Source organism: Lentzea miocenica (assembly GCF_033949945.1).
In the GTDB taxonomy this organism is placed as follows: domain Bacteria; phylum Actinomycetota; class Actinomycetes; order Mycobacteriales; family Pseudonocardiaceae; genus Lentzea; species Lentzea miocenica.
On sequence record NZ_JAXAVW010000005.1, the window covers coordinates 263,551 to 289,046 of the forward strand.

Sequence of the window (25,496 nt, forward strand, 5' to 3'; positions counted from 1 at the left end):
CGGCACAACGCCGACCGGACCACCGCGGTCACCGGTATTACGCCCTCCTGGCCCATTCGCGGACTGAAACCCGAACTGGCCCCTCACTCCGCGAAAACAGCGTCTGACCAGCAAGATCACCTCCGGCCGGAAACCTTAAACGCATTTAAAAACAACATGGTCTAGTCCGATTTGAACCTCGTCCGTGACCTCCCCGTAGTCATCGGTACAACACCGATCGACCCCCCGAGGAGAATCGAATGGGCGCTCGACACCGCAAGCCCGCCATGATCGGCGCGGGCGCCATGCTCGCGGTCGCCGCTGTCGCCGGTGGCATCTTCGCCTTCAGCGGCACGGACTCGAACGCGGCTGAGGACTGCGGCGGACTGGACACCGCCCTGCAGAACAACCTGACCTTCATCGCCGGGCAGCAGGCGAACCCCGACGCTCAGTCGGACGCTCGCATCGCGAACCGGCAGGCGGTGGTCAACCTCATCAACCAGCGGCGTGCGGCCGCGGGCTGTGGCAACAACGTTCAGGCGAAGCCAGAAGCGGGCCAGGCGGCCACGTCCGGAGAGGACTGCGGCGGGCTGGACAAGGCGTTGCAGAACAACCTGAGCTTCATCGCGGGGCAGAAGGCAGCCCCGGACTCGCAGTCCGAGGCCCGCATCGCGAACCGGCAGGCCGTGGTCGACCTCATCCAGCAGCGACGCAAGGCGGCGGGCTGCAAGGGTGACGGTGGCGCGGCCAACGCCGACCAGGGCAACCAGGGCAACGCCGGAAACGAGGGCCAGAACACGGCCCAGCCGGCACCGAAGCCCACCGCGGCCCCGGGCAACGACAACGGTGGCGGCGCGTCCGGTCAGCAGGTCTGCAACGGTTCCACCGTCACGCTGTCCGGCGAGGGCGGCGAGCCTGCCGCGTCGAGTGGCACGTTCCCGGTCGGCACCACGCTGAAGGTCACCAACCTGGACAACAACAAGTCCACCACCGTCAAGGTGGCGTCGGTGTCCGGCAGCTGCGCGCTGCTGAACAACGCGGCCTTCGAACAGGTTCGCGAGCCGGGCAAGTTCCTGATCCGCAACGCGAAGATCGAGAAGATCGGCTAGGTCCACACAGGACTGGTTCCGCGACGGACCGGTAGGACGGGTGTTCCCGGCAAGGCGCGGGGGAGCACCCGTCCTAGGTCCACGTCCAGTGGAAACCGCGGACACCGGGCTGCACGTCCAGTGCCACGTCGAGCAGTGTCCGACCGGGCTGCACCGTCGAGCCGTCCGCGACCTGGGTGACCGAGACCGGCGCGTCGCCCTCGAACGTCACCTCCAGCACGTACTCGTGGGTGGGCAGCCGGAACTTGCGTTCGTAGTTCGTCGCGAGTGGACACGGCGCCTGGTTCACCAGCTCGTGCTCGATCACGATGCTCTCGCCCTTGCGCAGCGCCCGGTCGAACAGCAACTCCGCGACCAGGAAGCCCTGCGCCGGGTCCTGCACCAGCTGACCGACCTTGCAGTGCTTCAGGGCGTTGACCTGCGGCAACGGCCGGTCGTGCTGGTCGACGTGCATGATCACGACCCAGCGGTCCGGCCCGTTCATCGACGCCGACAGCACCTGCCGCGACCGGAAGGACAGCTCGGTCCGGTCCGCGCCGATCGTGACGAAGTCCTGCTGGCTCACCCGGATCAGCTGGTCGTCCCACTGGGTGTCCAGGTCCTGCAACACGTTCTCCACGTGCGAGGGCGACGGCCAGAACGCGGACATCGCCTCCGGTGCCTTGCGCAACCAGCGGCCGCGCGGCCGGAACGAACCCAGGAGCCCGGAGAGATGGCCGGGCGGCAGTTGCAGGATGTGTTCCAAGTGGACTACGGCCTGAAGCGACTTCTTGCGCTCCGGCCGGCTGCGGCCCGTCTGCCAATAGCTCAACGTGGCCAGCGAAACCGAGACACCGTTCTGAGAAAGGTGTTCGCGCAGACGCTCCAGACCGAGACCACGATTCGTGATCGCTGTCCGGAGCGCCTCCGCGAACTCGTCCACGCCGGTCACGCTAATGCATCGTCACGTCCGGCTGTAGCCCCTGACGTGGGCGGTAGGTGACCTGACGGCCGTCCATGACCATCTCGACGTCGACGGTCTCCTCGAACGGCGGGCCCATCGGCCGGATCAGCACCGGGTTGGCGCCGCCCTGGTGGATCCGCACGTTGACGCTGAGCTGCGTCGCGATCAGGTGCGCGACCAGGTCACGTGCGTTGCCGGCGCCGACGTTCTCGGCCGCGTCCTGCTTCATGTGCCAGTTGGTGTTCTCCACCAGCGCGCCGTTCATGTGGCCCTGGTGCATCGGGCGGCTGACGGTCCAGTCGGCCACGGCCCTGGTCACCGCCTGATGCGTCGCCGCCAGGCTGACCACCTGCTGGCGCAGCGTCGCCGCGTCGATGCCGCGCGCCTGCCCGACCGCGGCGTAGAGACCGTTGGTCGTGACCGGCGGCACCGGCTGACGGACCAGGATGTCCTCGTTCAGGAACCGCAGTTGCCGCTGCGTGTTGCTGACGTGGTCGGAGGCCACGAGCCCGTGCGCCGCGACGACCTTCTGGTCCTTCTGGACGCCCGCCTGCTGGTCGGCGAACGGTGCGGGCAGCGGCGCCGAGACGGCCGGGTTCATCCGGTTCTTCTGCGGTGCGCCGAGCTGGGTCTCCATCTTCCTCGGCGGGTTCCACGTCGACGTGGACTCTCCCGGCGCGGGCTGACGGAACGGTTCGACGGTCGCGTGCGGACCGGTGGCGAGCCGCTCGCGTTCGTCGGCGAACTTGGTGCCCGCCTTCGACGACTTGCCGTCGAGGAACCGCTCGGACACGTTCGGCAGCGCGGTGTGCGACTGCGGCAGCTTGCCGTCCTTGATCAGCCCGTAGGCGATCCTGGACAGGTCGGTGCCGGTGTCACCCGCGACGAAGTCCGTCGTGAACGCCTGACCGCGCACCGGGTGCCGGTTGTTCTGAACGTCCACACGGGCCTGTTCGGTGGCCTCCGCCATCCGCGCCGGGTCGGCCGGCGTGTGCAGCTTGGCCAGTTCCTTCGCGTAGAACCTGTTCAGCGACTGACCGAGCTGCCCGAACTCCGCCTGGCCCTCGCCGAACTTCACCGACGGGTCCGCGAGCGGCACGAGTCCGTCGAAGAAGAGGTTCGGTTCCGGGGTGTAGGGCAGCAACGGGTGGATGCCCTGCTGGTTGCGGCGCGCGTGCATGTCGGCGTTGATCGCGTGCTCGAACCGCTCGGTGAAGCCCTCCTCCGCGAGCTTGTCCCGGTAGACCTGCTTCTGCGCGTCCGTGGTCTTCGTGTCGTTGTCGATGCGCGTCAGCACGTCGTTCTGGAGCTGCTGCGGCGTCACGGTCACGCGGTAGCCACCGCCGACCATCAACGGCCGCAACGGCGCCGGGACGTCGGGACCGTCGGCCGGGCCGACCTCGTCCGCGGTCATGAGCTGCGTGACGTGGTCGAAGACGTGCCCGCCCTGCCTCGTCCTGCGGTCGCCCGCGTCGAAGTCCATGACCGAGACGTACGGGTGCGTTCCGTTGGCGGCCAACGCCGTCACGGCGAACTCGTGCGCGTTGCTGCCCAGCGTGCTGTTGCGCGTCTCGCCGAACTTGAAGCCCTTGGGCCCGTGCGGAACGCTCACCAGCGCGATCGGCTCCGCGTGCCCGTTCACCACCGGAGCGGCGGCGGCGATCGCGGTGTCGATGTCCTCCTGCGTCGCGGCGTTCACGCCCAGCACGAACGCCACGCGGCCGTTCATGTCACCGGTGTTGGCCATGACGCCGTTGATGACGCCGTCGAGCTGGTCCAGCTCGCCCGCCCGGACGATCATGCTGACCACGAACGCCGGCGGCTCGTTGTTCGCGATGCTCTGGCGGGTGCGGTCGAGGTAGTTGGCCGCGGTGATCGGCGTGAGCGTCTGCCCGTTCGCCAGGTTCTGGAACGCCGCGTTGTGCACGCCGTTCTCGTTGACCAGCTCGACCGGCTCGACCAGTTCGGCTTCCTGGTCCGCCATCTCGACGTCGTTGTCCTCAATGGACAGCTCGGCCAGGTCCTCGCGGGTGCGCTTGACCGGGTCGCCGGCCGGGTGGGCGTCCAGGTGTTCGTTGCCGCGCTTGTTCGAGGCCGGCTTCTGCGGCGCGGGCCGGGTCTGGTCGTCCTCGTCGACGTCCATGTCCGAGTCGCCGTCGGCGTCGCTGTCCAGGTCGCTGTCGATGGTCAGGTCGGCCATGCCGGACCCCAGCTGGGTGGAGGGGCCGGGGCCGCCGTCATCAGTCGAGCGGGACGGCGCGAACGTGGTCCTGCCGCTGGGGTTCGGGCGCGCGTCGATGTCGAGCACGTCGGCGTCCGCCCCGTCACCGGTGAAGGGCTGGATCGGCGTGGCGGGCCAGCCAGGTCCGTGGACGCGGATCGGCCGGCCGATCTCGGTCGCGAGCAGCCGGACCGCCAGCTCCTCCGCCTTGGCCGCCTTCTCGTTGTCCTCCGCCTTCTCCGCGGCGTCGGCCTCGTTCTGGGCCGCGCGCTCGACGTCGGTCAGCTCCTGGCCTGGCGTGCCGGTGTTGTCGACGGCGACGTCACCGGTGCCGGGCCGGTACTCCGGGTCGATCGGGCTCTGCGGCGTCGGGCCCGGCTCGATCAGCGCGACGACCAGGTGGCCGTTCGCGAGGTCGTGCTGCTGCCGGAAGCGCGCGATGTCCGTGGTGACCTCGTCCGAGGCCATCGACCCCTGCCGCACGGCGCCCTGGCGCAGGTCGGCCGGCGTCGTGCCGGCGGGGCTGCCCATGGCCTGGTGGACGGCGTTGAAGAGACCGTCCTGACGCGGGGCCAGGGCGATCGGCAGAACGTCGCGATCGAGGGTGCCGAGCATGCGGGTGACGTTGCTGTTGTTGTCCGACAACGTCATGTCGAGCATCGCGGCCATCTTGTGCTGCTTGGTCTGCCCGTCGATCTGAGGCAGCAGCGCCTCCTTGGCGGCGGTCTCCGCCCGCTTCTCGGCCGCGGTCTTCTTGGGCTGCTTCCCGCTCTTCTTGGTGGGCTGGGTGTCCGAGCTGGTGGACGGATCGGCGGTCCCGGGAGGCGGTGTCGTCGCCGCGGGGTCGATGCCCGAGTAGCCGAATCCGTCCTTCAGCGGGACGGAGACGTTCTTGTCGAGCGTGTTCTTGTCCTGCCAGCCGAGCTTGCGCGCGTCCTTGTCCGGCGGGGTCCACCCGCCCTCGGTGGACACGTGCGTCCGGACGCCCGTCTCGGGGTCCCTGTCGGTGTAGGTGTGGTACTTGACCTGCTGGGGCTCGCGCTGCCGGTGGTCCTTGGCCTGGTACTCGTTGCGGATGTTCGCGGGGGACGTGCCCTGCTTGGCCGCCCGGTCCGCCTGTCCGGGAGGACCGCCGAAGAACCGGCCGGGCACGGTGTCGTAGTTGACGTGCGACTGGGCCCAGTCGTCACCTTCCAGCTTCGCGAAGCTCAGCCCGATCCGGGACAGGTCGGTTCCCACCGCCCCGTCGACGAAGTCGGTGGAGAAGGTCTCGCCGCGGTACGGGTTGCGGTTCGTGGCACCGTCGACGTCCGAACCGGACGCGATGTCCGGCATGCGTTCCTGGAGCTCCGCCCTGAGGGCCTCCGGGTCCGCCTTCGTCTCCTGGCTGATGTCCGCGAAGGACTTGTGCTTGTTGATCTCGACGATCTCGGTCGCGGCGAAGGTGTTCATCGACTGGCTGAGGCCGTTGAACTCGGCGGCGTTGTCGCTGAACTTCACGCTGGGGTCGACCAGCGGGACGACGGCGTCGACGAACAGGTTCGGCTCCGGCATGTACGGCAGCAGCGGGCTCGTGGCGGACTGCCGGACCCGCGCGTCCATGTCGTCGCGCATGGCCTGGTGGAACCTGTCGACGAAGTCGCTCTTCCTGACCTCGACCTTCGCGGTGTCCAGGGCGGCCTGCTCGGCGTCGTGCGCCTTCTGCTTCTTCTTGAGCGCGTCGATCTTCTTCTGGTCGGGTTTGCCCTGCGCGAGCTTCTTCGCCTCGGCTTCCAGCAGCGGGGCCGCGGCGTCGAGCTTCTTCTGCTCCGCCTCGATGCGGTTGTCGATGTCCAGCAGGAACTGGGGAACGTCGTCGACCCGGTAGCCACCCGCGAACATCAGCGGCCGGACGGGACCGACGTCGGTGTTCATCGAGTCGGTGAAGTGGTTGAAGATGTCCTTCTGCCCACTGGTCACCAGACGCGAGCCGGTGTCGAAGTCCTGGATCGAGATGTACGGGTGGGAGCCCTTGTCCAGCAGCGCGCCGACCGCGTACTTGGTCGCGTTGCTGGTCATCGTGTTGTTGCGCATCTTCCCGTAGGGGAAGGTGACCGACTTGCCGGTCGGCGCGGGGGTGTCCAGCGCCACCAGGGCGACGGCCTCCGGCCGCCCGGCCATCTTGGCGTTGGCCGTCTCGATGGCCGCCTGGATGGCCGCCTTGTCGGCTGCTGTGCCGTTCACGCCGACCACGAAGACCATGTTGTTCTTCAGATCGCCCGCGTCCGCCGTGATGCTCTCGACGACGGCCGCGATGTCGTTGTCGGCCTTGTTGAGCTGCGCGTGGCTGACGATCATGTTGACGACGAACGACGGCTGCTTCTCCGCGTCGATGCTCTCCTTGAGCTTGCCGATGTACGAGCCCTTGGTCGGCAGCGCGGGATTGCTGTTGTTCACCAGGTCGGCGAACGCCTGGTTGTAGGTGAAGTTCGCCGCGCCGATGGACGGCACCACCGTGATGGGGGTGACCTGGGTGTCGACGTCCATCGACGTGCCGGCGTTCGAGTTGCCCGGACCGGGCTCGGCCCACGTCTGGGCGCCGGGCTTGCGCTTGGTCCTGCGGTCGTCGAGCGGGGGAGCGTCGGTGTCGCTCTCCGCGTCGTGCGGGCGCTTCATCGGCCGGGTGTCGCCCTCGACGTCCGTGCCCGTGTTCTGCCGCGCGCCGGACCTGGTGTCAGCACTGGGGTTCGTGACCGAAGGCGGCGTCCACCCCGGGGGCGGCGGCACGGTGGCCGGGCCCGCGGGCTCCAGCCTCGTGTCGGGGACCATCACCTGGCTGGTGGCGGTGCGTTCGACGAGCCACAGGTGCCGCGGCCGCAGACCGGGGTTGTCGAGGTGGACGTCCTCGCCCATCATGCCGCCGTCGTCCTTGTGCACGCCCGAGTTCGTGTCGTGCTGCTGGAAGACCCTTGACTTGTCGCTGTACTCGTCGGGGATGCCGAGGTAGTGCAGCGTCTCGTGGGCGAGGACCTCCGGCTTGGTGCCGGGCTGCCAGTGGGTCTGGTCGACGTTCGGGTTCTTCGGGTCGACCTTGACGGTGGTGTGCGCCTCCGCCCTGTTGTCGGTGAACTCCAGGTTCAGGTGGAACTGGTCGCCGCTGGGCAGCCGGTATCCCTGGTTCAGCAGGTCGTTCACGCCCTTGGCGGCGTCCTGCTTGACCTGCTCGACGACCTTCGGGTCGGCACCCTTCGCAGGGTCGATGTGCACCTTGACGGTGTACTCCTGCACGAAGTTGCCGGGGCTGGTCTCGATCCGGCGCAGGTCGTAGTTGATGAGTCCCTTGTAGGACTTGATGTTCGTGGGCGTGCTCGTGGTGCGCACGTCGTGGACGACCTGGTTGACCGTCCGGACGTTCTCGGCGTCCCGGCGGTCGGCCCAGGTGCTCCGGTCGGCCGGGTCCTGGGGAGCGAACCAGTCCGCGGTCCTCGCGGGGTCGTGCCGCCACGACTCGTCGGTGATGACGTCCTTGCCCCGGTGGGATTCCGGGGTCGGCGGGGTCATCGCGGGCGGCGCGCCACCACTGCGCACCTGCTTGGGCGGTGCGTCGGTGTTGCTGTTCGGCGCCGGGGGAGCGGGCGGTGCCGGGGGAGCGGGGCGGGACGAGCTCGCCTCGGCACCGCTCCTGCTGGTCCCCGCGGCCGAGGACTCCGGCGGGAGCGGCGGCAGCGGCTTCGAGTCGGCGTCCGCGGCGGTGTTCGTGGCCGTGCTGGTGGTCGTGTCGGCGGGTGTCGTGCTGGACGAAGCCTCCGGCTTGGGCGGCACGGGCGGCGGGGCCTGCGCGGCCGTGTTGAAGGCGTCGACCTCGCGGTCCACCTTGGCTTTGGCGTCCCACCACTCCTGTTGCTTGGTGTCCGCGGAGCGCCGGGCGTCGTCGAGCTTGGTCTCCGCGTCCTTGATCGCCTTCTCCGCCGCGGCCCGCTCGTCCGCGAGCGCCTGGTGCGCGTCCTCGGCGGCGTTGCGGGCGGCGTCGGCCTCGGCCACGACCTTCTGCTGAGCCTGGAGTTCCGCACGGGCGTCGGCGGCGGCCTTGCGCTGGACGTCGAGGTCCGCGTGGGCATCGGTGAGGTGCTGCTGGGCGTCGGTCAGCGCGGTGTGCGCCGCATCGGCCTCCCGCCCGAGGCGGTCCAGTTCGGCCTGCGGAGCGCCGTTGATCTGGGCGTCGTCGAGCGCGTCCTTGCTCGCCAGCGCGTCCTGGCTGAGCGAGGTGATCTGCGGGTTGAGCTCCTGGATCGTGGCACGGGTGTTCGCCACGTCCGCGGACGCGCGCTGGAACGCCGTGTCCAGCGCCGGGAGCTTGGCCTCGGCGTCCAGGTGGGCGTCGATGGCCGTGTTCAACGCCGTCGCGGCGTCACCGATCGCCTGGTCGGTCCTGGCCAGGACAGCGGCGGAGGAGTTGATGGCGTCCTGCGCCTCGTGGCGGGCCGTCTCGACTTCCTTCTCCGCCGTCCGCCAGTCGTCGGCCGCCTTCTTGACCTCGGTCTGGGCGTCCTTCAACGAGTCGCCGAGGTCGTGCTTCAGCGCTGCGTCGAGCTCGGTGGCGGGCATGCGCACGCCGGCCGAACCGGGCACCGTCAGGTCGACGACGCCGGTCTTGCCGCCGACCGTCGCGACGATGCGGTACTCGACGTCGTACTGCACGAGGCCGGTGCGCGACGGGTCCTTGGGCTTGATGTTGCCGCCCTGGGCCTGCGAGGGGCCGCCGGACACCGCGGAGGAGTCCTCGCCCGCGTGCCGGACCTCGACGCCGCCGGTGCCGAAGTTGACGGTGTCCTTCGCGTCGGTGCCCTGCTTGACCGCCGCGCTGCCCTGCGCGAGACCGACCGACACGTCGGCGGTCTCGGACACCTTGGCCTCGCTGGAGGTCTCGGTGGTCTTCGTGGTCAGCGGGGTCTCGATCTTCACGTCGTCGCTGAGCGACCCCAGCTGCGGGTTGACGAGCTTCGCGTAGACCTTGACGTCGGCGTCCTGGCCGAACGTCAGCGCGGCCTCCTTGAGGCCGGGCACGTCGAGCGGGCCGGACAGCATCGAAGGCAGGTGCGGCTGCAGGTTCTCCGGGCTCAGCGTGGAGAGCAGGCTGTTCAACGAGCCGGTGCCCTTGCCGGTGAGGCCCTTGCCCGCGCCCGCCTCGGTCATCGCCTTCACCGCGGCGTCACGCAGGTCGTTGGCACCGCGCAGGTTCTCCACCGACGCGGTCTGCGGCAGCTGCGAGGCACGGGTGTCCTGCTGGAAGGCGAACGTCGCCGCCGGTGTGCCGAGCTCGCTGCCGCGCTTGCTCGCCGCGGACATGTACGGCTGCGGGTTCCCGCGACCGGAGGTCGGCTGGGAGACCTTCTGGTTGTCCGCGTGCGTGCGGACCACCATCTCCTGCCGGCCGCTCTCGGCCTTCGCGATCTCCTTCGAGCCCTTCTCGACGACGAGCTCGAACTCGACCGGCACGGTGTACTGCGCCGCCGGGCCGCTCGCCGTCCGGGTGTTGCTGAACGCCTCGTTGGTCGAGGTCGTCACCGAACTGCTCGTGGACTGCCCGATGTTCACGCCCACAGCAGCACCGGCGGTGCCCGAGACGTTCGGGTTCGCGCTGCCCGGCGAGGCCAGGCCAGGAGCCCGGATGCCGGCGCCCCAGCCGGAGCCGCGGCCCTGGCCCTCGCTCTCCTTGCGGGAGCCGCCGGAGTTGTGGCTCATGTCCACGCCGTCGTTGACGACCTGGTCGAACTTCGGCTCGCCGGCCTTCGCCCGCAACGTGACCTGGTACGAGTCCTTGCCGAACGTGCCGGGCTGGTGCACCAGCAGCGGCACACCGCCGTCCAGCGCGCTGTCGATCATCGCCTTCACGCTCGTCGGCGAATTGAGGTCGACGATGCGCTGCAGGTTGCTCATCGAGTCCTTGAGCACCGAGTCCGGGATCAGCGCGTCGCTGCCGAACTTCTGGGTGTTCGTGGCGAGCTTGGTCGTGAGGTCGTTGACCACACCGGACAGGTCAGGAACTGACTCCACAGTGGACAGACCCAGCGCGCCGGGCTCGCCGACCGCCACCGTCGCCGGCGGCGCCATCTTGGGGAAGTCCGGCTTGGGCACGTTCGGCGTCACCGTCGGCAGCGCGCCGAGTTCCCGCGCGACGTCCTCGGACACGCGCACGAACACGGACTTCGGCATGTTCACCGTGACGCCCTCGGCGTTCGGCGTGCCGCCGTGCACGAAGTTCCCCGCCCGGCTCTCGCCGACGATGGTGAACTCGGCGTCGATCTGGACCAGCACGGTCCGCGCGTCACCGGGGGTGGTCTTGCCGCGGTCGACGTTGCCGCCGATCTCGTTCGACTCGGTCTTGGTGTCCGACCACGGCGTCCACTTGGCGGTCGCCGCGGCACCACCGGCGCCACTGGTCTGGGACGGCGTGCCGGCGGGCGGCGGGGTGACGTTCGGGCGCACCGGCACGTTGATGCCGGCGGTGACGTCGACCGAGCGGCTGGTCGAGGACGACTCACCGGCCTTGTAGCCACCGCTGACCGAGTTGTCCGCGCCGGTGGTGTCCGAAATGGACACCAGCTTCGCGTCGCCCAGCTTCACCGACATGCCGATGGCACCGGAACGGTCGGTGACGCGGCGGTCGTACTTGAGGCCCTGCTCCTGCACGCCGGTCTCGATCAGCCGCTGCAGGTTCGCCTTGATGTTCTCCGGGGTGAACATCTTGTCGATCTGGGCGCGCGACGCGGTGCCCGGCGTGGTGAGCGCCGAGTCGCCGTTGGCCGCGCGGTTGAGCGCGTCGATCGCCTGGTCCCGCAACGCCGTCGTGTTCGCGACGGCCTCCACGTGCAGGAACTCCGGCGACTTCGGCCGGGCTTCCTTCGGGTTGAGCAGGTCCTTGACGGTCGGCGAGTTGTCGAGCTGCTTGGGCTCGGGGTCACCGGGCTTGAAGCCGTCGCCGGGGTCGTTGTCGAGCGTCGAGCCGTCCGACACCCACAGGTTGACCTTGCCGTCGATCTTGTCCAGACCGGCGCCGGTCTTGGCGACGGTCTTCACCTCCGGCGAGTGGAAACCGGGCGCGCCGGGCACGATGTTGCGCACCCAGGTGCGCGGCCGGGTGAACGAGGTGATCTCGACCTCGAACTCCACGTCCTGCTGGAACACCTGGGCGTCCGCGCTGCCGGGGTTCGACGACGTGGCCGAGACGGCCGGTCCGGCAGAGGTCTTGTCCGTCCACGAGTGGCTGTAGGACACACCGGCCTGCGGTGACGGGCTGAGCGAGGCGATCCCCGTCTTGACCGGGATGTTCGCCCGGCCCTGGACACCGCCGGTCCAGCCCTTGGTGGTGCTGGTGTTGGCATCGAGCTTGGGGCCGGTGGTGGTCGAGTCGCTGACCGGGCGCGCGTCGGCCTGGCCGAGGTGCTTCGGGTTGCTGACCTTGGCCTTGACCGTGACGTTGACGTAGGTGTTCGTGGTCTTGCCGGTGTTCTTCAGCTGCACCTGGACACCCGGCCCGAGCAGGCCGTCCATGTTCGCCTTCAACGCGGCGGGGGACAGGTTCGCGGTCAGCTTGCGCTGGTTCGCGAGCTGCTCGGCCACGTCACCGAAGCTCTGGCCCTTGCCGCTGCGCGGGTTCGCGTCCGGGTTGTTCCACTTCGGCAGGAACTTGCCCATGCCGGGCAGGTCCTTCAGCGCGCCCTCGACCTGGCTCTGCACCTTGGTGGCGGGCACGAACTCGCCGACCTTGGCGTTGCCGGCGGCGAGCGTGTCGGCGAGGTAGGGCGGCAGGTACTTGGTGTCCGCGGTGGCCGGGTCGGTGGTGGAGTTCCTGGTGCCGTCCGGCGTGGGCAGACCGACCGCGCCGGCCTCGTGCAGGCCCATGCGCATGTGCGTGGTCACTTCGACCTTGACGCTCTCACCGGACGGGGTGCGCACCTCGACCTCGGCGGTGACCTCGTACAGGCCGGTCTCGTTCTTGACACCGATACCGGTCTTGTGGCTGCTGCTCGATCCCGCGCTCACGCCCTCCGCGGTGCGCGTGGAGTAGGTGGCGGTGGCGCCGACCGTGCCGCCGGCCTTGCCGGGCACGCCGAGGTTGCCGCCGAACCCGGCGGTGACGTCGAAACCGGTCTTGGTGGTCGCGGACACACTGCTGCCCCAGGCAGAGGTGTCCTTCAGGTCCAGGGCCGCGGTGTCGTGCGTGCCGACCAGCTTCGCGTCCTTCAGCGTCGCGGTCATCTGCACCGCGCCGCCCTTGCTCGCGTGCGGGCTGGTCAGGTCGGGCGAGGTGACGAACCCGCCGAGCATGGCGGGGAGGTTGTTGCGGATCGAGGTGGGGCTGAGGAAGTTCTGCAGCACCTCGCGGCCGGGCGAACCGACCTTCGTGATGGACGGGTGCAGCTTCTCCGCGACGTCGGAGAACGCCTTTCCGGAGTTCTTGACCACCACCGCTTCCGGCACGGCGTTCTCGACCTTCGTACCCCACTCCGCGTCGGCGGGCGTGACCACGTCGGAGGTCCTGCCGGAGTCGACGATCGTGCTGAGGTCCGTCGGGACCTGCAGCGTGACGCCGCCACTCTTCGTGGCGAACTGCGTGGGGGTGCCGGCTGCGTTGGTGACGATGATCGAGAAGTCGACCGGCGTGGTGATCTTCTTGGAACCGTCGTCCGACGACTTGATCGCGCGCTGCTCGGTCGTGCTGTTCGTGGTCGACTGCGACACCGCGGGCGTCGCGAGCGCGGCCTTGCCGCCCAGCGAGCCGTACGGCCCCATCGCGACACCGGCCGTCGCCGAGCCACCGACGTCGTTGGACGTGGCGATGGTGTTCGTGGTGGTGGAGGCCGCGGCGGCCTGGAAGTTCTTGTCCACCTTGGTGTCCGGCGCGTCGTTGACGGCGGTGGTGGTGTCCGCGTGCATCTCCGCGCGGATGTTCGCCTCGAACCAGGCGTTGCCGATCTTCACCTGGAAGTTGCGGCCGCTGTCGAGGAACGTCTCGAAGTCGTTCTCCAGCGCGTTCTTGATGCGCGCCTGGTCGTCCGGCTTGAGGCCCTGGATCTCGCCCACGACCGCGTCCGCGCCTTGCACGTCCGTCGGCGTGATCGAGCCCAGTGCCTTGTTGTCCTGGAAGAAGCTCGGCAGGTTGGTGGCCGGCAGCTGGCCCACGGGTTGCGGGGCCAGGGTGGTCATCGGGATGACCGGGTTCGGGGTCTGCCTCGGCGGTGCCGGGCGCGTCTGGGGTTCCGGTGCCGGGCGGGTGTCGGCATCGGGCGTGGACCGCGTTTGCGTGTCCGGGGTGGGCGGGGCTGGCCGTGTGTCGGCGTCTGGCGTGGACCCGGTTCGCGTGTCAGGTGCGGGCGGTGCCGGACGAGTGTCGCTGTCAGGCGCGGACTGCGTTTGCGTGTCGGGTGCGGGTGGTGCCGGACGAGTGTCGCTGTCAGGCGCGGACTGCGTTTGCGTGTCGGGTGCGGGTGGTGCCGGGCGTGTGTCGGCGTCGGGTGCCGAGCGCGTCTGGGTGTCTGGGGTGGGAGGTGCTGGGCGCGTGTCGGCGTCTGGCGTGGACCGCGCCTGGGTGTCTGGGGCGGGCGGTGCCGGGCGTGTGTCGGCGTTGGGTACTGACCGCGTCTGCGTGTCAGGCGCGGGCGGTGCCGGGCGCGTGTCCGGGGCGGGCGGCGCAGGACGCGTGCTGGGTGCGGGCGGTGCGGCGCGGTGCGACGGGCCCTGACCCAGGTCGTGCGGGCTGTAGGTCGTCTTGCCGTTGGCGTTCGGCCGCGCGTCGAGCTCCAGCGGAGGCGGGAACGTCGGCGGCGCCCACTTCTCCGCCTTCTTGATGTCCGCGGGCTTGGACTTCGAGTTGGTCTCCGGCCTCGGCTCGAAGAACGGGTCGATCGTCTTGACGCCGTCCGGGCCGTGGATCTTCAGCGGCCGGCCGATCTCGGTCGCGAGCAGCTTCGCGGCCAGTTCCTCCGCCTTGGCCGCCTTGGCGTTGTCCGCGTTCTTGTCGGCCGCGTCCTGCTGGTTCTGCGCGGCGCGCTCCTCGGGGGACAGCTCCGTGCCGGGCGTGCCGGTGTTGTCGACCGCGACGTCCCCGGCTCCCGGCTTGAAGCTCGCCGGGAGGTCGGTCTTCGGGGCCGGGCCCGGTTCGATCAGCGCGTTGACCACGTGACCGTTCTCGAGGCCGTGCTCCTGGCGGAAGTTCGCGATCTGCTTGGTGATCGCGGGCGACGCGATCGATCCCTTCTGGACCGCGCCGGCGCGCAGGTCGTTCGGGGACTTGATCTCCGGAGCGGCCTTGCCCTTGCCCTTCCTGGACGTGGACGGGGCGGGGCCGGCGTCCTTGACCATGGCGTCGTGCACGGCCTTGAACATGCCGTCCGGCCTCGGGTCCGCCGCGATCGGCAGGACGCCGTGCTCCAGGGTGGCGAACGTGCGGGTGACGTTGTTCGGGTTGGTCGACAACGCCAGGTTGAGCATCGCGGCCATCTTCTCCGGCTTGGCCGCCGGATCGATGCCCATGTGCCCGTGCCCAGGGACCGGCGCGGAGACCGCCGGGTTGAGGGTGTTCTTGTCCTGCGTGCCGAGCTTCTTCGCGTCGACGTCCGACGGGTTCCAGCCGCCCTCCGACCCGGTGTGCGTGTGGACACCGGTGGCGGGGTCGTAGCTGTACTGGTGCGTGGTGACCTGCTGGGGTTCCCGCTCGCTGTGCGGCTTGTTCGACGGGTTCGGCGTGCCGTCCGCCTTGGGCTTCTTGTCGGCGAACTCGTCGCGGATCTTCGCGCCGGACACGTCGGCCTTGGCCGCCCTGTCCGCCTTGGGGTCCACCTTGCCGGTCGTCGGGTCCGGGGTGCTGCCGTACATGCGGCTCGTCACCGAGGTGAGCGCGACGTGCGACTGCGGCCACGACTTGCCCTCGGTCTTCGCGAAGCCGAGCGCGAGGCGGGACAGGTCGGTGCCCACCGCGCCGTTGACGAAGTCGCTGGTGAAGTTCTCGCCGCGGTAGGGGTTGCGGTTGTTCTTCAGGTCGACGTCGATGCCGGAGTCGATCGTGCTCTTGTTGATCGACTGCTCGACGATGGCGTCGATGTCCGACTGGGGCGCGTTGGGGTTGGCCTGCTTGACCTGGGCCTCGACCTCGGCCCTGACCCGCGCGATGTCCTGCTCGGCCTTCTTGATCCCGGCGTCGAGCGACTCCAGGGTCTTGACCTGGGCCGGGCTCGGGTTGCCGCCGCTGGCCCTGATGTCGGCTTCCAGCTTGGCCTTCGCGTCGGCGAGGGACTCGTTCGGCTTCGGCGGCGGCGGGAGCTGGTTCTGGTGGATGTCCGCGATCTCGTTGCCGGCGAACCTGTTGATCGACTGGCTGAGACCGCCGAACTCGTTGGCGTCCTTGCTGAACTTCACCTCGGGTCCCACGACCGCGACGTTCGCGTCCAGGAACAGGTTCGGTTCCGGCGAGTACGGCAGCAGCGGGGCCGAGTCCTTCTGGCGGCTGCGCGCGTCCATGTCGTCGCTCATGGCCTGCTGGAACTTCTCGGCGAAGTCCGGCTTGCGGATCTGCGCCTCCGCGACGTCCAGCTCTTTGAGGGCCGCGGCCCTCTCGTCGGGCTTGAGCTTGGGGTCGTTGGTGACCTGGGCTCGTTCCTTGTCGATCCGCGTCTGGGTGTCGGTGACGAGCGCCGCCGGGTCACCGACGCGGTAGCCGCCCGAGTACAGCAGCGGCCGGATCGGGCCGGCGTCGGAGTTCAGCGAGTCCTTGACGTGGTTGAAGATGTCCTTCTGGCCACCGGTCACCTGGCGCGAGCCGGTGTCGAAGTCCTGGAACGCGATGTACGGGTGCGTGCCCTTGCCGTTCATCGCGCCGATGGCGAACGTCGTGGCAGGGCTGTGCATCGTGTCGTTGCGCATCGTGCCGAACGGGAACCCCGGCTTGGGGTCGAACGTCGGCAGCGGCACCAGTGCGATCGGCTCTTTCCGGCCCGCCACGGCGTTGTTGGCCGTCTCGATGTTGGTGTTCATCGCGGCGTCCGACCCGTTGGGGCCGTTCACGCCGACCACGAACACCATGTCCTTGCCGAGGGGCCCGGCCTCCGCGGTGATCGAGTTGATCACATCGTTGATCTTGCCCAGCTCGCCGTGGCTCACGATCATGTTGACCACGAACGACGGAGGCTTGTCCGCCTCCACGCTCTCCTTGAGCTTGGCGAGGTAGTTGTCCTTGGTGGGCAGGTCGATCGGGCCGCTCGCCAGGTTCGCGAACGCCTGGTTGTACTGGAAGCCCACGTCGCCCAGCGACAGGTCGTCGAACGTGTTGGCGAGGTCGTCGAGCTGGCTGTCGTTCTGGGCGCCATCGTTCTGGGCGTCCATGTCGACGTCGCCGTCGGCCTGGGTGTCCGCGTTCTGGCCGGCCGACGGCTGGTCGACCTCCATCGCGGTGTCTGTGTCCACAGTGGACGGACCGGCGTTGCTGGGGCCGGCGACGTTGTTCGGGTCGAACGGCGCCCCGTCGTTCTTGGGCTTCTTGGTGTTCGGCTCGGCGTCTGCCTCGACATCGCTGTCGCTGTCGAAATCGCTGTCGTCACCGAAGCGGCGCTTCGGCGGCATCTGCCGGGTGTCGGCGTCGGACTTCGTGTCGGAGTCGGTGCCGGACTTGGTGTCCGTCTCCGTGTCGGACCTGGTGTCCGCGTTCGGGTTGGCGTTCGTGTCCGTGTTCGGTGCGGCGTTCGGCGTGGGGGCCGGGTTCGCGGGCGGCGGCACGGTGGCCGGGCCAGGCGGGTTGATGGTGGTGTCGGGCACCATCACCTGGCTGTTGGCGGTGCGCTCGATCAGCCAGAGGTGGCGCGGCCGGACGCCGGGGTCGGGCAGGTGGACGTCGGTGCCCATCATGCCGCCGTCGTTCTGGTGCACGCCGGAGTTGGTGTCGTGCTGCTGGAAGACACGGCTCGAGTCGCTGTACTCGTCCGGAATGCCGAGGTAGTGCAGCGTTTCGTGCGCCAGGACCTCGGGGCTGGTGTCCGGGTTCCAGTGGGTCTGGTCGACGTTGGGGTTGTCCGGGTCGACCTTGATGGTCGTGTGGGCGTCCGCCGCGTTCTCGGTGAACTCGAGGTTGAGGTGGAACTGGTCGCCGCTCGGGAGCCGGAAACCCTGGTTCAGCAGGTTGTTGACGCCGTTGGTGGCGTTCTCCTTGACCTGCGCGACGACGTCCGGGTCGGCGTTCGCGGCAGGATCGACGTGCACCTTGACGGTGTACTCCTGCACGAAGTTGCCGGGGCTGGTCTCGATCCGGCGCAGGTCGTAGTTGATGAGTCCTTGGTAGGACTTGATGTCCGACGGCGTGCTGTCGGTGCGGACGTCGTGGACGGTGACGTCGACGGTCCGGACATCGGTGTCGTTGCGGCGGTCGGCCCAGGTGCTCCGGTCGGCCGGGTTGTTCGGCGTGGACCAGTCGGCGGTCTTGGCCGGGTCGTGCCGCCACGACTCGTCGGTGATGACGTCCTTGCCCTGGTGGGATTCCGGGGTCGGCGGGGTCATCCTCGGCGGCGCGCCGCCACTGCGGACCTGCTTCGGCGCGTCGGCCTTGGTGTCGGTGCTGGTGTTCGGGGCCGGCGGCGCCGGGGGAGCGGGCGGTGCCGGCGGGGCGTCCCTGGTCGGCGCGCCACGGCTGTCGCCGGGGTTGTTCTGCACGGGCGCGTCGGTGTCGGCGGCCGTGTTGGTGTCCGTGTCGGCACCGGCGGTGTTGTCGTCGAGCATCGCGTAGTCGACGAGCTCGTTGCGCAGTTCGGTGATCTTCGCGTCGTCGAGCTGGACACCGAGCGCCGTTTCGAGGGCGGCCTTGTTGTCGTTGACGGCGGCCGTGAAGTCCGTGGCGTTGGCGCTGCCGTCCTTCGAGATGATGCCCGCGTTGCCCAGGACCTGGTACGTCCACATCGCCTGGCTGGTCGGATCGTTGCCGGTCGGCGGGATGTCGGCGATCGACTCGTCGAGCGTCGGGCCGTCGATGATGCCGGCGACCTGGGCTTCCTGGGCGAAGTTGGTCGCCCGGTTGTAGCCCTTCTCGTGGTCGAAGATCTCCGACGCGAGGGTGTTGGGGTCGTTGTACTTGGGCGTGTTGTCGATCGTGCCCCAGAGCTGCGTCGCCCAGTTGTCGAAGTTCTGCTTGCCGTTCTTCGGGTCGTTGAAGGCCTCGATCTGGGTGTCTTCGATGATCGGGCGGTTGAACTGCTGCCGGAACGCCTCCGCGACGTTCTTCGCGCCGTGCTGCTCGATCAGCGCGGCGATCTCCGGCGTCTTGGTGTCGAGCACGACCGAGGCGCCCAGCAGATCCAGTCCGGCCTCGTTGTAGACGAACTTGTCCGGGTTGTTCCGCAGCGCCGCCTCGACGTCCTTGACCTTCGGACCGGCGTTCTGCATCGCGTCGGCGGTGAGGTCGTTGACCTGGCTCTTGACCTCGGCGACCACCGCTGGGTCGATCTCGGGGTCGATGTTCGACTCGACGTCGGAGTCGGAGCCGGCATCGGATTTGCCGTTGGAGTCGGAGTTGTCGTTCGGGGCGGGCGGGGGCGGCGGCGGGGTGTCCTTGCTCGGCGCGGAACGGCTGCTGTCCTGGTTGCCGTCCTTTGCGTTGCCGTCTTTACCGCTGCTGTCCTTGCCGTTGCCGTCCCTGGTGTCGCCGCCCTTGGTGTTGCTCGGACCGGGCTTGTCGTTGTCGTCCGCGCCGGGCTTGGTGTCGGAGTCGAGCTGGCTCTCGCTCTCCGGCGTGACCCACTCGAGGCCGGTCCACTTGTTCTTGACGTCCGGGTCGAACAGCGAGTTGAAGTCGGTCTTCTCGACCAGCGGGATCTGCGGCGGCAGGTAGGAGACGCCGGGCTCGACCTTGAGGCCGTGGTTGTCGGGATCCATCGTGAACTGGCTGATGACACCGGTCCGCGGCGGCAATCCGCCGTCGACGAGCACGTTCGGTCCGGAGATGTCCGGCGCCTGGGCCTTCAGCTCCTCGTTGAACTTCGCGGGCGGCATGTTGTAGCTCTGCAGGCCCTCGAACTTCTGCGGGATGATGTCGGCGAACGTGTTGATGAAGTCGTTGTTCGGCGGCGCGACGATGAAGTTGTTGTTCAGCTCGCCCTTGCCGTACTGGATGTTCGCGGCCGTGTCGAGTTCGGTGCCGGGCGCGACGTCCGGCTGACCCTTCAGCGTGTCGTTGACGCTGCCCTGGTCACGCAGACGCGGCGCGAACAACGGCACGTCCGTCGGCTGCATCTTCATGTCACCGATGGTGTCCAGCGACACCGCGCCGGGCCGGATGTCGACGTCGACGTACACGCCACCGTTCTTGGACAGCACGGCATACCGCGCGATGTCCGCCGCCAGGTTGTAGGCCTTGGCGTCCGGGTTCTGCGCGGCGGCGTACACGTCGTTGATCGTCGTGTTGGTGTCCGTGCGGCTCTGGACGTCGTTGGACAGCTCGTTGACCAGCGCCGGCGTGTCCGTCTTGATCTCGATGCCGGCGTCGTTGAGCTCCTTGACGACGGCGGGGTCCCAGTTGGCACTGGAGCCGTCGGTCCAGAGGGTGGCCTTCCACTGCTGGTTCGGGTCGGCGTTCTTGCCGTTGTTCTCCCCGACCTTGGCGCCCCACTCCTTCATGCCCTGCACGGCGGCAGGGCTGGGAGTGTTGCCGAACCAGGCGAAGTGCAGCTGCTTCGGCACCTCGACCTTGCCCGCGTCGCCCTTGTTCTGGACGGACTGGTCGTACTGCTGCTGCAGCGCGGCCTTCGTGTCCGGGTCCGTGACGCGGTTGATGAGGATTCGTGCCTTGCCGGGCTTGCCGTCGTTGACGGCCGTGTCGACGTGCGCCTTGAGGGTGTCGAGGTCCACGGCGTCCGGGTTGGCGCCCTTGCCCACCAGCCCGACCCACGGGTCCTGGGGAGTCGTGTTCTGGTTCGTGCTCGGTGCGGGCGCCGGTGCCGGTGCCGGCGCCGGTGTTGCCGGCGGCTTGTTGAACAGGCCCTTGATGAAGTTGATGCCCAGGTACTTCTTGATGGCGGCGCGCTTCTTGCCCTTGCCGCCGTCCGGACGCGGCTGCGCCTGGTAGCTCGACGACGCCGGGTTCGACCGCGTCACCACACCGGGCGCGGGGCGGGTGTTCGCGTCGGTGCCGGTGTTCGAGTTGGTGTTCGGCGCCGGGGTGACGATGGGTGGCGCGACGACGAGGTCCGGCGCGGCGTTGGGGTTCGTGGTGGTGCTGGGGGCGGGCGGCGTGTTGACCGGAGGAGTGCTGACGGACGGGGTGTTCGGGTTCGGCGTGTTCGCGGCCGGAACGTTGGCCGGGGGCACGTTGGCCGGGGGCACGTTGGCCGGGGGCACGTTGGCCGGTGGGACGTTGACGGGCGGGGCCGGGGCCGGGCGAGTCTGCGCGGGCGGCGGGGTGTTCGTGTCCGGCGTGGGCTTCGGCTGAACCGGCGGAGTGTTGGTGTCCGGCTTGGGTGTGTTGGCCGGCGGGGGGTTGGTGTTCGGCGAGTTCGCCGGTGGCACGTTCGTCGCCGGGTTCGGCGAGGGTGTGTTGGCAGGGGGAACGTTCGCTGCCGGGTTGGGCGAGGGAACGTTGGTCTCCGGCCGCGGGGACGGCACGTTGGCCGGCGGCGTGTTGACCGAGGGCGTGTTGGTGCTCGGCGCGTTGACCGGTGGCACGTTCGGCGTTGGCGACGGCGTGTTGACCGGCGGCACGTTGGGCGCGGGCGACGGCGTGTTGACCGGGGGCACGTTCGGCGCGGGCGACGGGGCGTTGACCGGGGGCACGTTCGGCGCCGGCCGTGACTGCGCGGGCGGCGGCGTGTCGGCCTTGGGCTGCGCGGGCGGCGGGGTGTTCGTTTCCGGCCTTGGCGACGGCGTGTTCGCGGGCGGAACGTTCGTCGATGGCGCGTTCGTCGCCGGTGCGTTCGTCGCCGGGTTCGGCGTCGGCGAGTTCACGCTGGGCGAGTTCACGCTGGGCGAGTTCACGCTGGGCGAGTTCACGCTGGGCGAGTTCACGTTGGGCGCGTTGACGTTCGGCGCGGGCGACGGGGCGTTCACCGGCGGAGCGGCAGGAGCCGGGCGTGACTGGACGGGCGGCGCCGTGTCGGCCTTGGGCGTCTGCGTGGACGGCGCGGTGTCCGACCTCGGCGACGGCGTGTTCGGCGACGGTGCGTTGGTCGACGGCGCGTTGACCGAGGGCGTGTTCGTGCTTGGCGTGTTGACGTTCGGCGTCGGCGACGGGGCGTTGACCGGTGGCGCGACGGGAGCCGGGCGCGACTGGGCCTGCGGTGCCGTGTTCGTGTTGGGCGGCGGCGTGTTCGTGACCGGTGGTGCGGTGGGGGCTGGGCGCGACTGGGCCGGTGGGGCGGTGTTCGCGTTGGGGCCTGGGGTGTTCGGGGAGCCTGCCGGCGGTGTGGTGGACGACGGCGGGGGAGTGAGTGGCGTCGGCTTCGGGGCCGGTGGTGGGGTGGAGGGCGAGGAGCCTGGGGCCCTGTTGATGGTGTTGTCGGGGGTGGGGGGCTTGGGTGCGTCGAACACGCCCTTGCCCGCGCCTGGGCTGGTGAACTTGCTGCCGCCGCGTTCGCCGCCGGTGGCGGCGGGGTTGGCGCCGGCGCCTGGGGCCATGGGTGGGGCCGCTGCGCCGGGGGCCGCCGAGACCGGTGGCGTCACGCCGGGGGCGATGCCGCCGCGTGGGGCGCCCGTCGACGGCGAGGTCACCGAGCTCTGCGAGCCAGGGGTGGTGGGCGTTGCGGGTGCGGGGGTGCTGGGGACGCCTGGCTTGGGCGTGTTGGCTCCGCCGGCTGAACCCGGCGTTGGAGAGCCCGGCGTCGGAGAGCCCGGCGTTGGAGAGCCGGGGGTGCCGGGGATGGTCGGCTTCGGCGCGGGCTGGGGGGTCGAGGTCGAGTTGGGCGGGGGCTTGGAGATCGTGCTGTCGGGTGTGCCGGGCTTGGGCGCGTCGAACACGCCCTTGCCGCCGCCCGTGCCGAGCTTGCTGCCGCCGCGTTCGCCGCCGGTGGCGCCGGGCGTGCCGGGGGCCATGGGCGGTGCCATGCCCGGCGACATGCCGGGAGGGGTGGCGCCGCGCGAGCCGCCGGTCGACGGGGACGTCACGGCGCTCTGCGGGCCGGGAGGTGTCACGCCGGCCTTGCCGCCGGAACCTGGTGTGGCGCTGCCGGGCACGGTCGGGACGCCGCCCACCTTGCCGCCGCCGCCGGGGGTGCTGCCGGGCTTGGGCGAACCGGCGCCGGGGGTGGCGCCGCCGGGAACGGTGGGGACACCGCCTACCTTGCCGCCGCCAGGGGTGCTGCCGGGCCTGGGGGAACCCGCGGCGGGCGTGCCGCCGCCGATGACCGGGGGTGCCACCGCGCCGGGGCCACCCGGCGACTTCACGCCACCGGCGCCGACCGGGCCGGCGCCGCCCTTGATGTTCGGCGTGGTGCCGACGGACGGACCGCCTGGACCGCCCTTGAGGCCACTGCCTGCCGGACCCGTGCCGCCCTTGACGTTGGGCGTCGCGCCGACGGAGGGACCGCCGGGGGTGTTGAGGCCGCCGCCGACGGGGCCCGCGCCGCCCTTGACGTTCGGCGTGGCGCCGACCGAGGGCCCGCCCTGGGCGTTGAGCCGGCCGCCGATGGAACCGGCGCCGCCCTTGACGTTCGGGGTCGCGCCGACGGACGGGCCGCCGGGGGTGTTGAGCCCGCCGCCGACCGGACCGGCGCCGCCCTTGATGTTCGGGTTCTGCGAGACCTTGGGCCCGCCCTGGGCGTTGAGCCCGCCGCCGACGGGGCCGGCGCCGCCCTTGATGTTCTGGTTCGGCGTGACCTTGGGCCCGCCCTGGGCGTTGATGCCGGGGGCGTTGACGCCGCCGCCGTTGATCGACCCCGGCCCGCTGGCCTTGCCGCCCTGGGTGTTGAGGCCGGGGTTCGGGGCGGTGGCGCCGGGTGGCGGCTTGGCGTTGGTCGTGGTGTCGACCGACCCGAACTTCGAGCCCTGGCTCGTGTCAGTGTTGGTCGACGTCTGGTGCGTGGCCTTCAGGCCGGACTGGACGTCGTTGAACGCCTTGGCGCCCTTGTCCGCCTGCGAGACGGCGTTGTCGTTGGACGCGTTCAGCGCCGGCACCGCGAACAGGCCGATCGGGCCGAGCGCGTTGCCGCTGAAGTTCAGGCCGCGCAGGCCGCTGGAAATGCTCGACAGCCGGGACCCCAGGTCACCCGCCTTGTTCTGCAACCCCTGCATCGAGGAGTCGCTCATGGAGTAACCGCTGTTGCCCGTCGGTCCGCCGCCTCCGGTGCCCGTGGGCGAAGGGGACGGCGTCGGATTCGGCGCCGGGTTGGGACTCGGCGACGGGTTGGGATTGACGTTCCCCTTGGCCATGAGCGGCGATTCTCCAGATACTGCGTCAGAACAAAGCAGGGTGGGCGGGGTCCCGGCTGCCGGTGAGGCTTACTCCGACGGCCTGGTGGGCCGTTCGTAGGCCACGGCCGGCCGGAGCGGCTGGGCCGCGGCGCCACCCGCCTGGGCGACACCGTCGTAGGACTGCAGCGGGTTGTTCTCCTGGACCGGCGTGGCCTCGACCGTCGAGAACGGCGTGTGCGCCTGGAGCGGGTTGTAGCCCTCACGCGGCTCGAGAGCCTCGTACGCGTGGGACATCTGGGTCCGCGCCATCGGCTCGTAGCCCGACGAGGCCGGCTGCAGCGGCTCGGCCGGGGTGGCCTCGACGCTGCTGTACATCTGCTGCGGCTCCAGCGGCTGCACGGCGTGGTGCACCGGCGTGCCCGCGGTCTGGGAGACACCCGAGACCATGGTCGAGTCCGACGCTTCCACACGGGAGAACGCCACCGGCGCCTCGTGCGTGGTCATGCGCGCGGCCTGCATGGGCTCCACCGCATCGACGCGGTGCGCGGCCTGCATGGGCTGCGCTGCCTCCACATGGGTCCGCTGCATGGCCTGCATCGGCTCCACCGCGTCCACACGGTGTGCGGCCTGCATGGGCTGTAGAGCTTCCACGCGGTGTGCGGCCTGCATGGGCTGTAGGGCTTCCACGCGGTGTGCGGCCTGCATCGGCTGTACCGCTTCCATCTGGGTCCGCTGCAACGCTTGCATGGGCTCGGCAGCCGTGCGGGCCTGCATCGGCTCGGTGGCCGTCATCATCCTGCGGGCCTGCATCGGCTCGGCCTGGACGGTGCCCACGCGCATCGCCGTGAGCGCCTCGGTGGTCTGGGCCGGCTTCAGCCCGGAGTGCTCGGCCTGGACGGTGCCGACGTGGGCGTTCGGCAGCGTCGCCGCCGTCGCCGTCGCGGTCCCGTCCTGGGCCGGTTTGCCACCGGAGGCACCGGGAGGAGTCCCGCCACCGCCACCCTGGTTGTTCGCGACCGCCTCGTCGATCTTCTTGTCGACGTCCTTCGCGGCCTTGACACCCTCGTAGGTGATCTCGGCGACGTCGGCGGTGTTCTCGAAGCGCTCCCAGCCCTTGCTGATCTTGGCCATGATGCCGTCGAGGTCACCGATGCGCTTCATCTGCCTGCCGAGGGCGGCGACGACGCGGGCGACGCGGGACGCGATGTTCACGCCCAGCGCGACCGCCTTGCCGACCGCGAAGCCGATGAAGGCGGGGATCGAGGCGCCGAAGGTCGGGATCATCGCGGCGACGGCGAGCAGCGCGCCACCGATCAGCGAACCGAGCAGCTGGGCGATCAGGTCGCGCACGATGTCGCGCAGCACCGTGACCAGCATGCCCATGATCGCGACGATCTTGGCCTTGGTCTCGACCGCGCTGGCGAGCTCGTCGAGCTCCTGCGACATGCCGTCCATCGAGGTCTTGAACCGCTCGGACGACGCACCGGTCCAGCCGTCGAACGTCGCGAGGCCGCTCTTGTGGTCCTCCGCCAGCACCCGCAGCTCGGCTGCCTTGGCCTTGGTGGCCTCGACGTTGGCCTGGATCTCCTCCGGGTTGCCCATCAGCTGGTTCAGGGCGTCCCGCAGGAAGCTCACGTGCTCGATGAGCCAGCCGATGCCGGCGCCGATCAGGCTGCCCAGCGGGTCGATCGCGAGCATCACCGTGGCCGACGCCGCGCCGATCGCGTTGAACGTGATGTCGAGGGCCTTCTCGGCCTCGGACTCGGCGTCCTTGCCGATGCCGTCGATGAGACTGCCGTAGGCCTCGATGAACAACGAGCCCTTGAGCTTGTTCTCCTCGGTGATGTTCATCCCGGGAGGAGAGGGGAGTGGCGTTTGAGGCGCGGTCATC

General features: G+C 69.9%; 4 protein-coding genes. 1 reads left to right on the forward strand and 3 read right to left on the reverse strand.

Going from position 1 to position 25,496, the window contains the following annotated elements:
* Positions 1 to 473: 473 nt before the first annotated feature.
* Entirely contained in the window at positions 474 to 1,088 is a 615-nt protein-coding gene (locus tag SK803_RS08560; protein WP_406601502.1) for a hypothetical protein, read from the forward strand.
* A gap of 73 nt (positions 1,089 to 1,161) precedes the next feature.
* On the opposite strand, the gene SK803_RS08565 is transcribed toward SK803_RS08560, so the two are convergent.
* The 3 genes from SK803_RS08565 to SK803_RS08575 all read right to left on the reverse strand — a co-directional run bounded on the left by SK803_RS08565 (position 1,162) and on the right by SK803_RS08575 (position 25,456).
* Positions 1,162 to 2,010, reverse strand: coding sequence for an XRE family transcriptional regulator (locus tag SK803_RS08565; protein WP_319965271.1), 849 nt, complete (start codon positions 2,008 to 2,010; stop codon positions 1,162 to 1,164).
* A gap of 10 nt (positions 2,011 to 2,020) precedes the next feature.
* Positions 2,021 to 23,500: a glycosyltransferase gene (locus SK803_RS08570; protein WP_319965272.1), complete on the reverse strand. Its 21,480-nt coding sequence runs from the start codon at positions 23,498 to 23,500 to the stop codon at positions 2,021 to 2,023.
* Between the two features lie 192 nt (positions 23,501 to 23,692).
* The gene (locus tag SK803_RS08575) at positions 23,693 to 25,456 is read right to left on the reverse strand and encodes a WXG100 family type VII secretion target (protein ID WP_319965273.1); all 1,764 of its coding nucleotides are present in this window, start codon (positions 25,454 to 25,456) and stop codon (positions 23,693 to 23,695) included.
* Positions 25,457 to 25,496: the final 40 nt, after the last annotated feature.

Excerpts from the sequence above, each read along its gene's own strand:
- SK803_RS08575 (WP_319965273.1), bottom strand. The coding sequence starts at position 25,456 with ATGAACATCACCGAGGAGAACAAGCTCAAGGGCTCGTTGTTCATCGAG.
- SK803_RS08570 (WP_319965272.1), bottom strand. The coding sequence starts at position 23,500 with ATGAGCGACTCCTCGATGCAGGGGTTGCAGAACAAGGCGGGTGACCTG.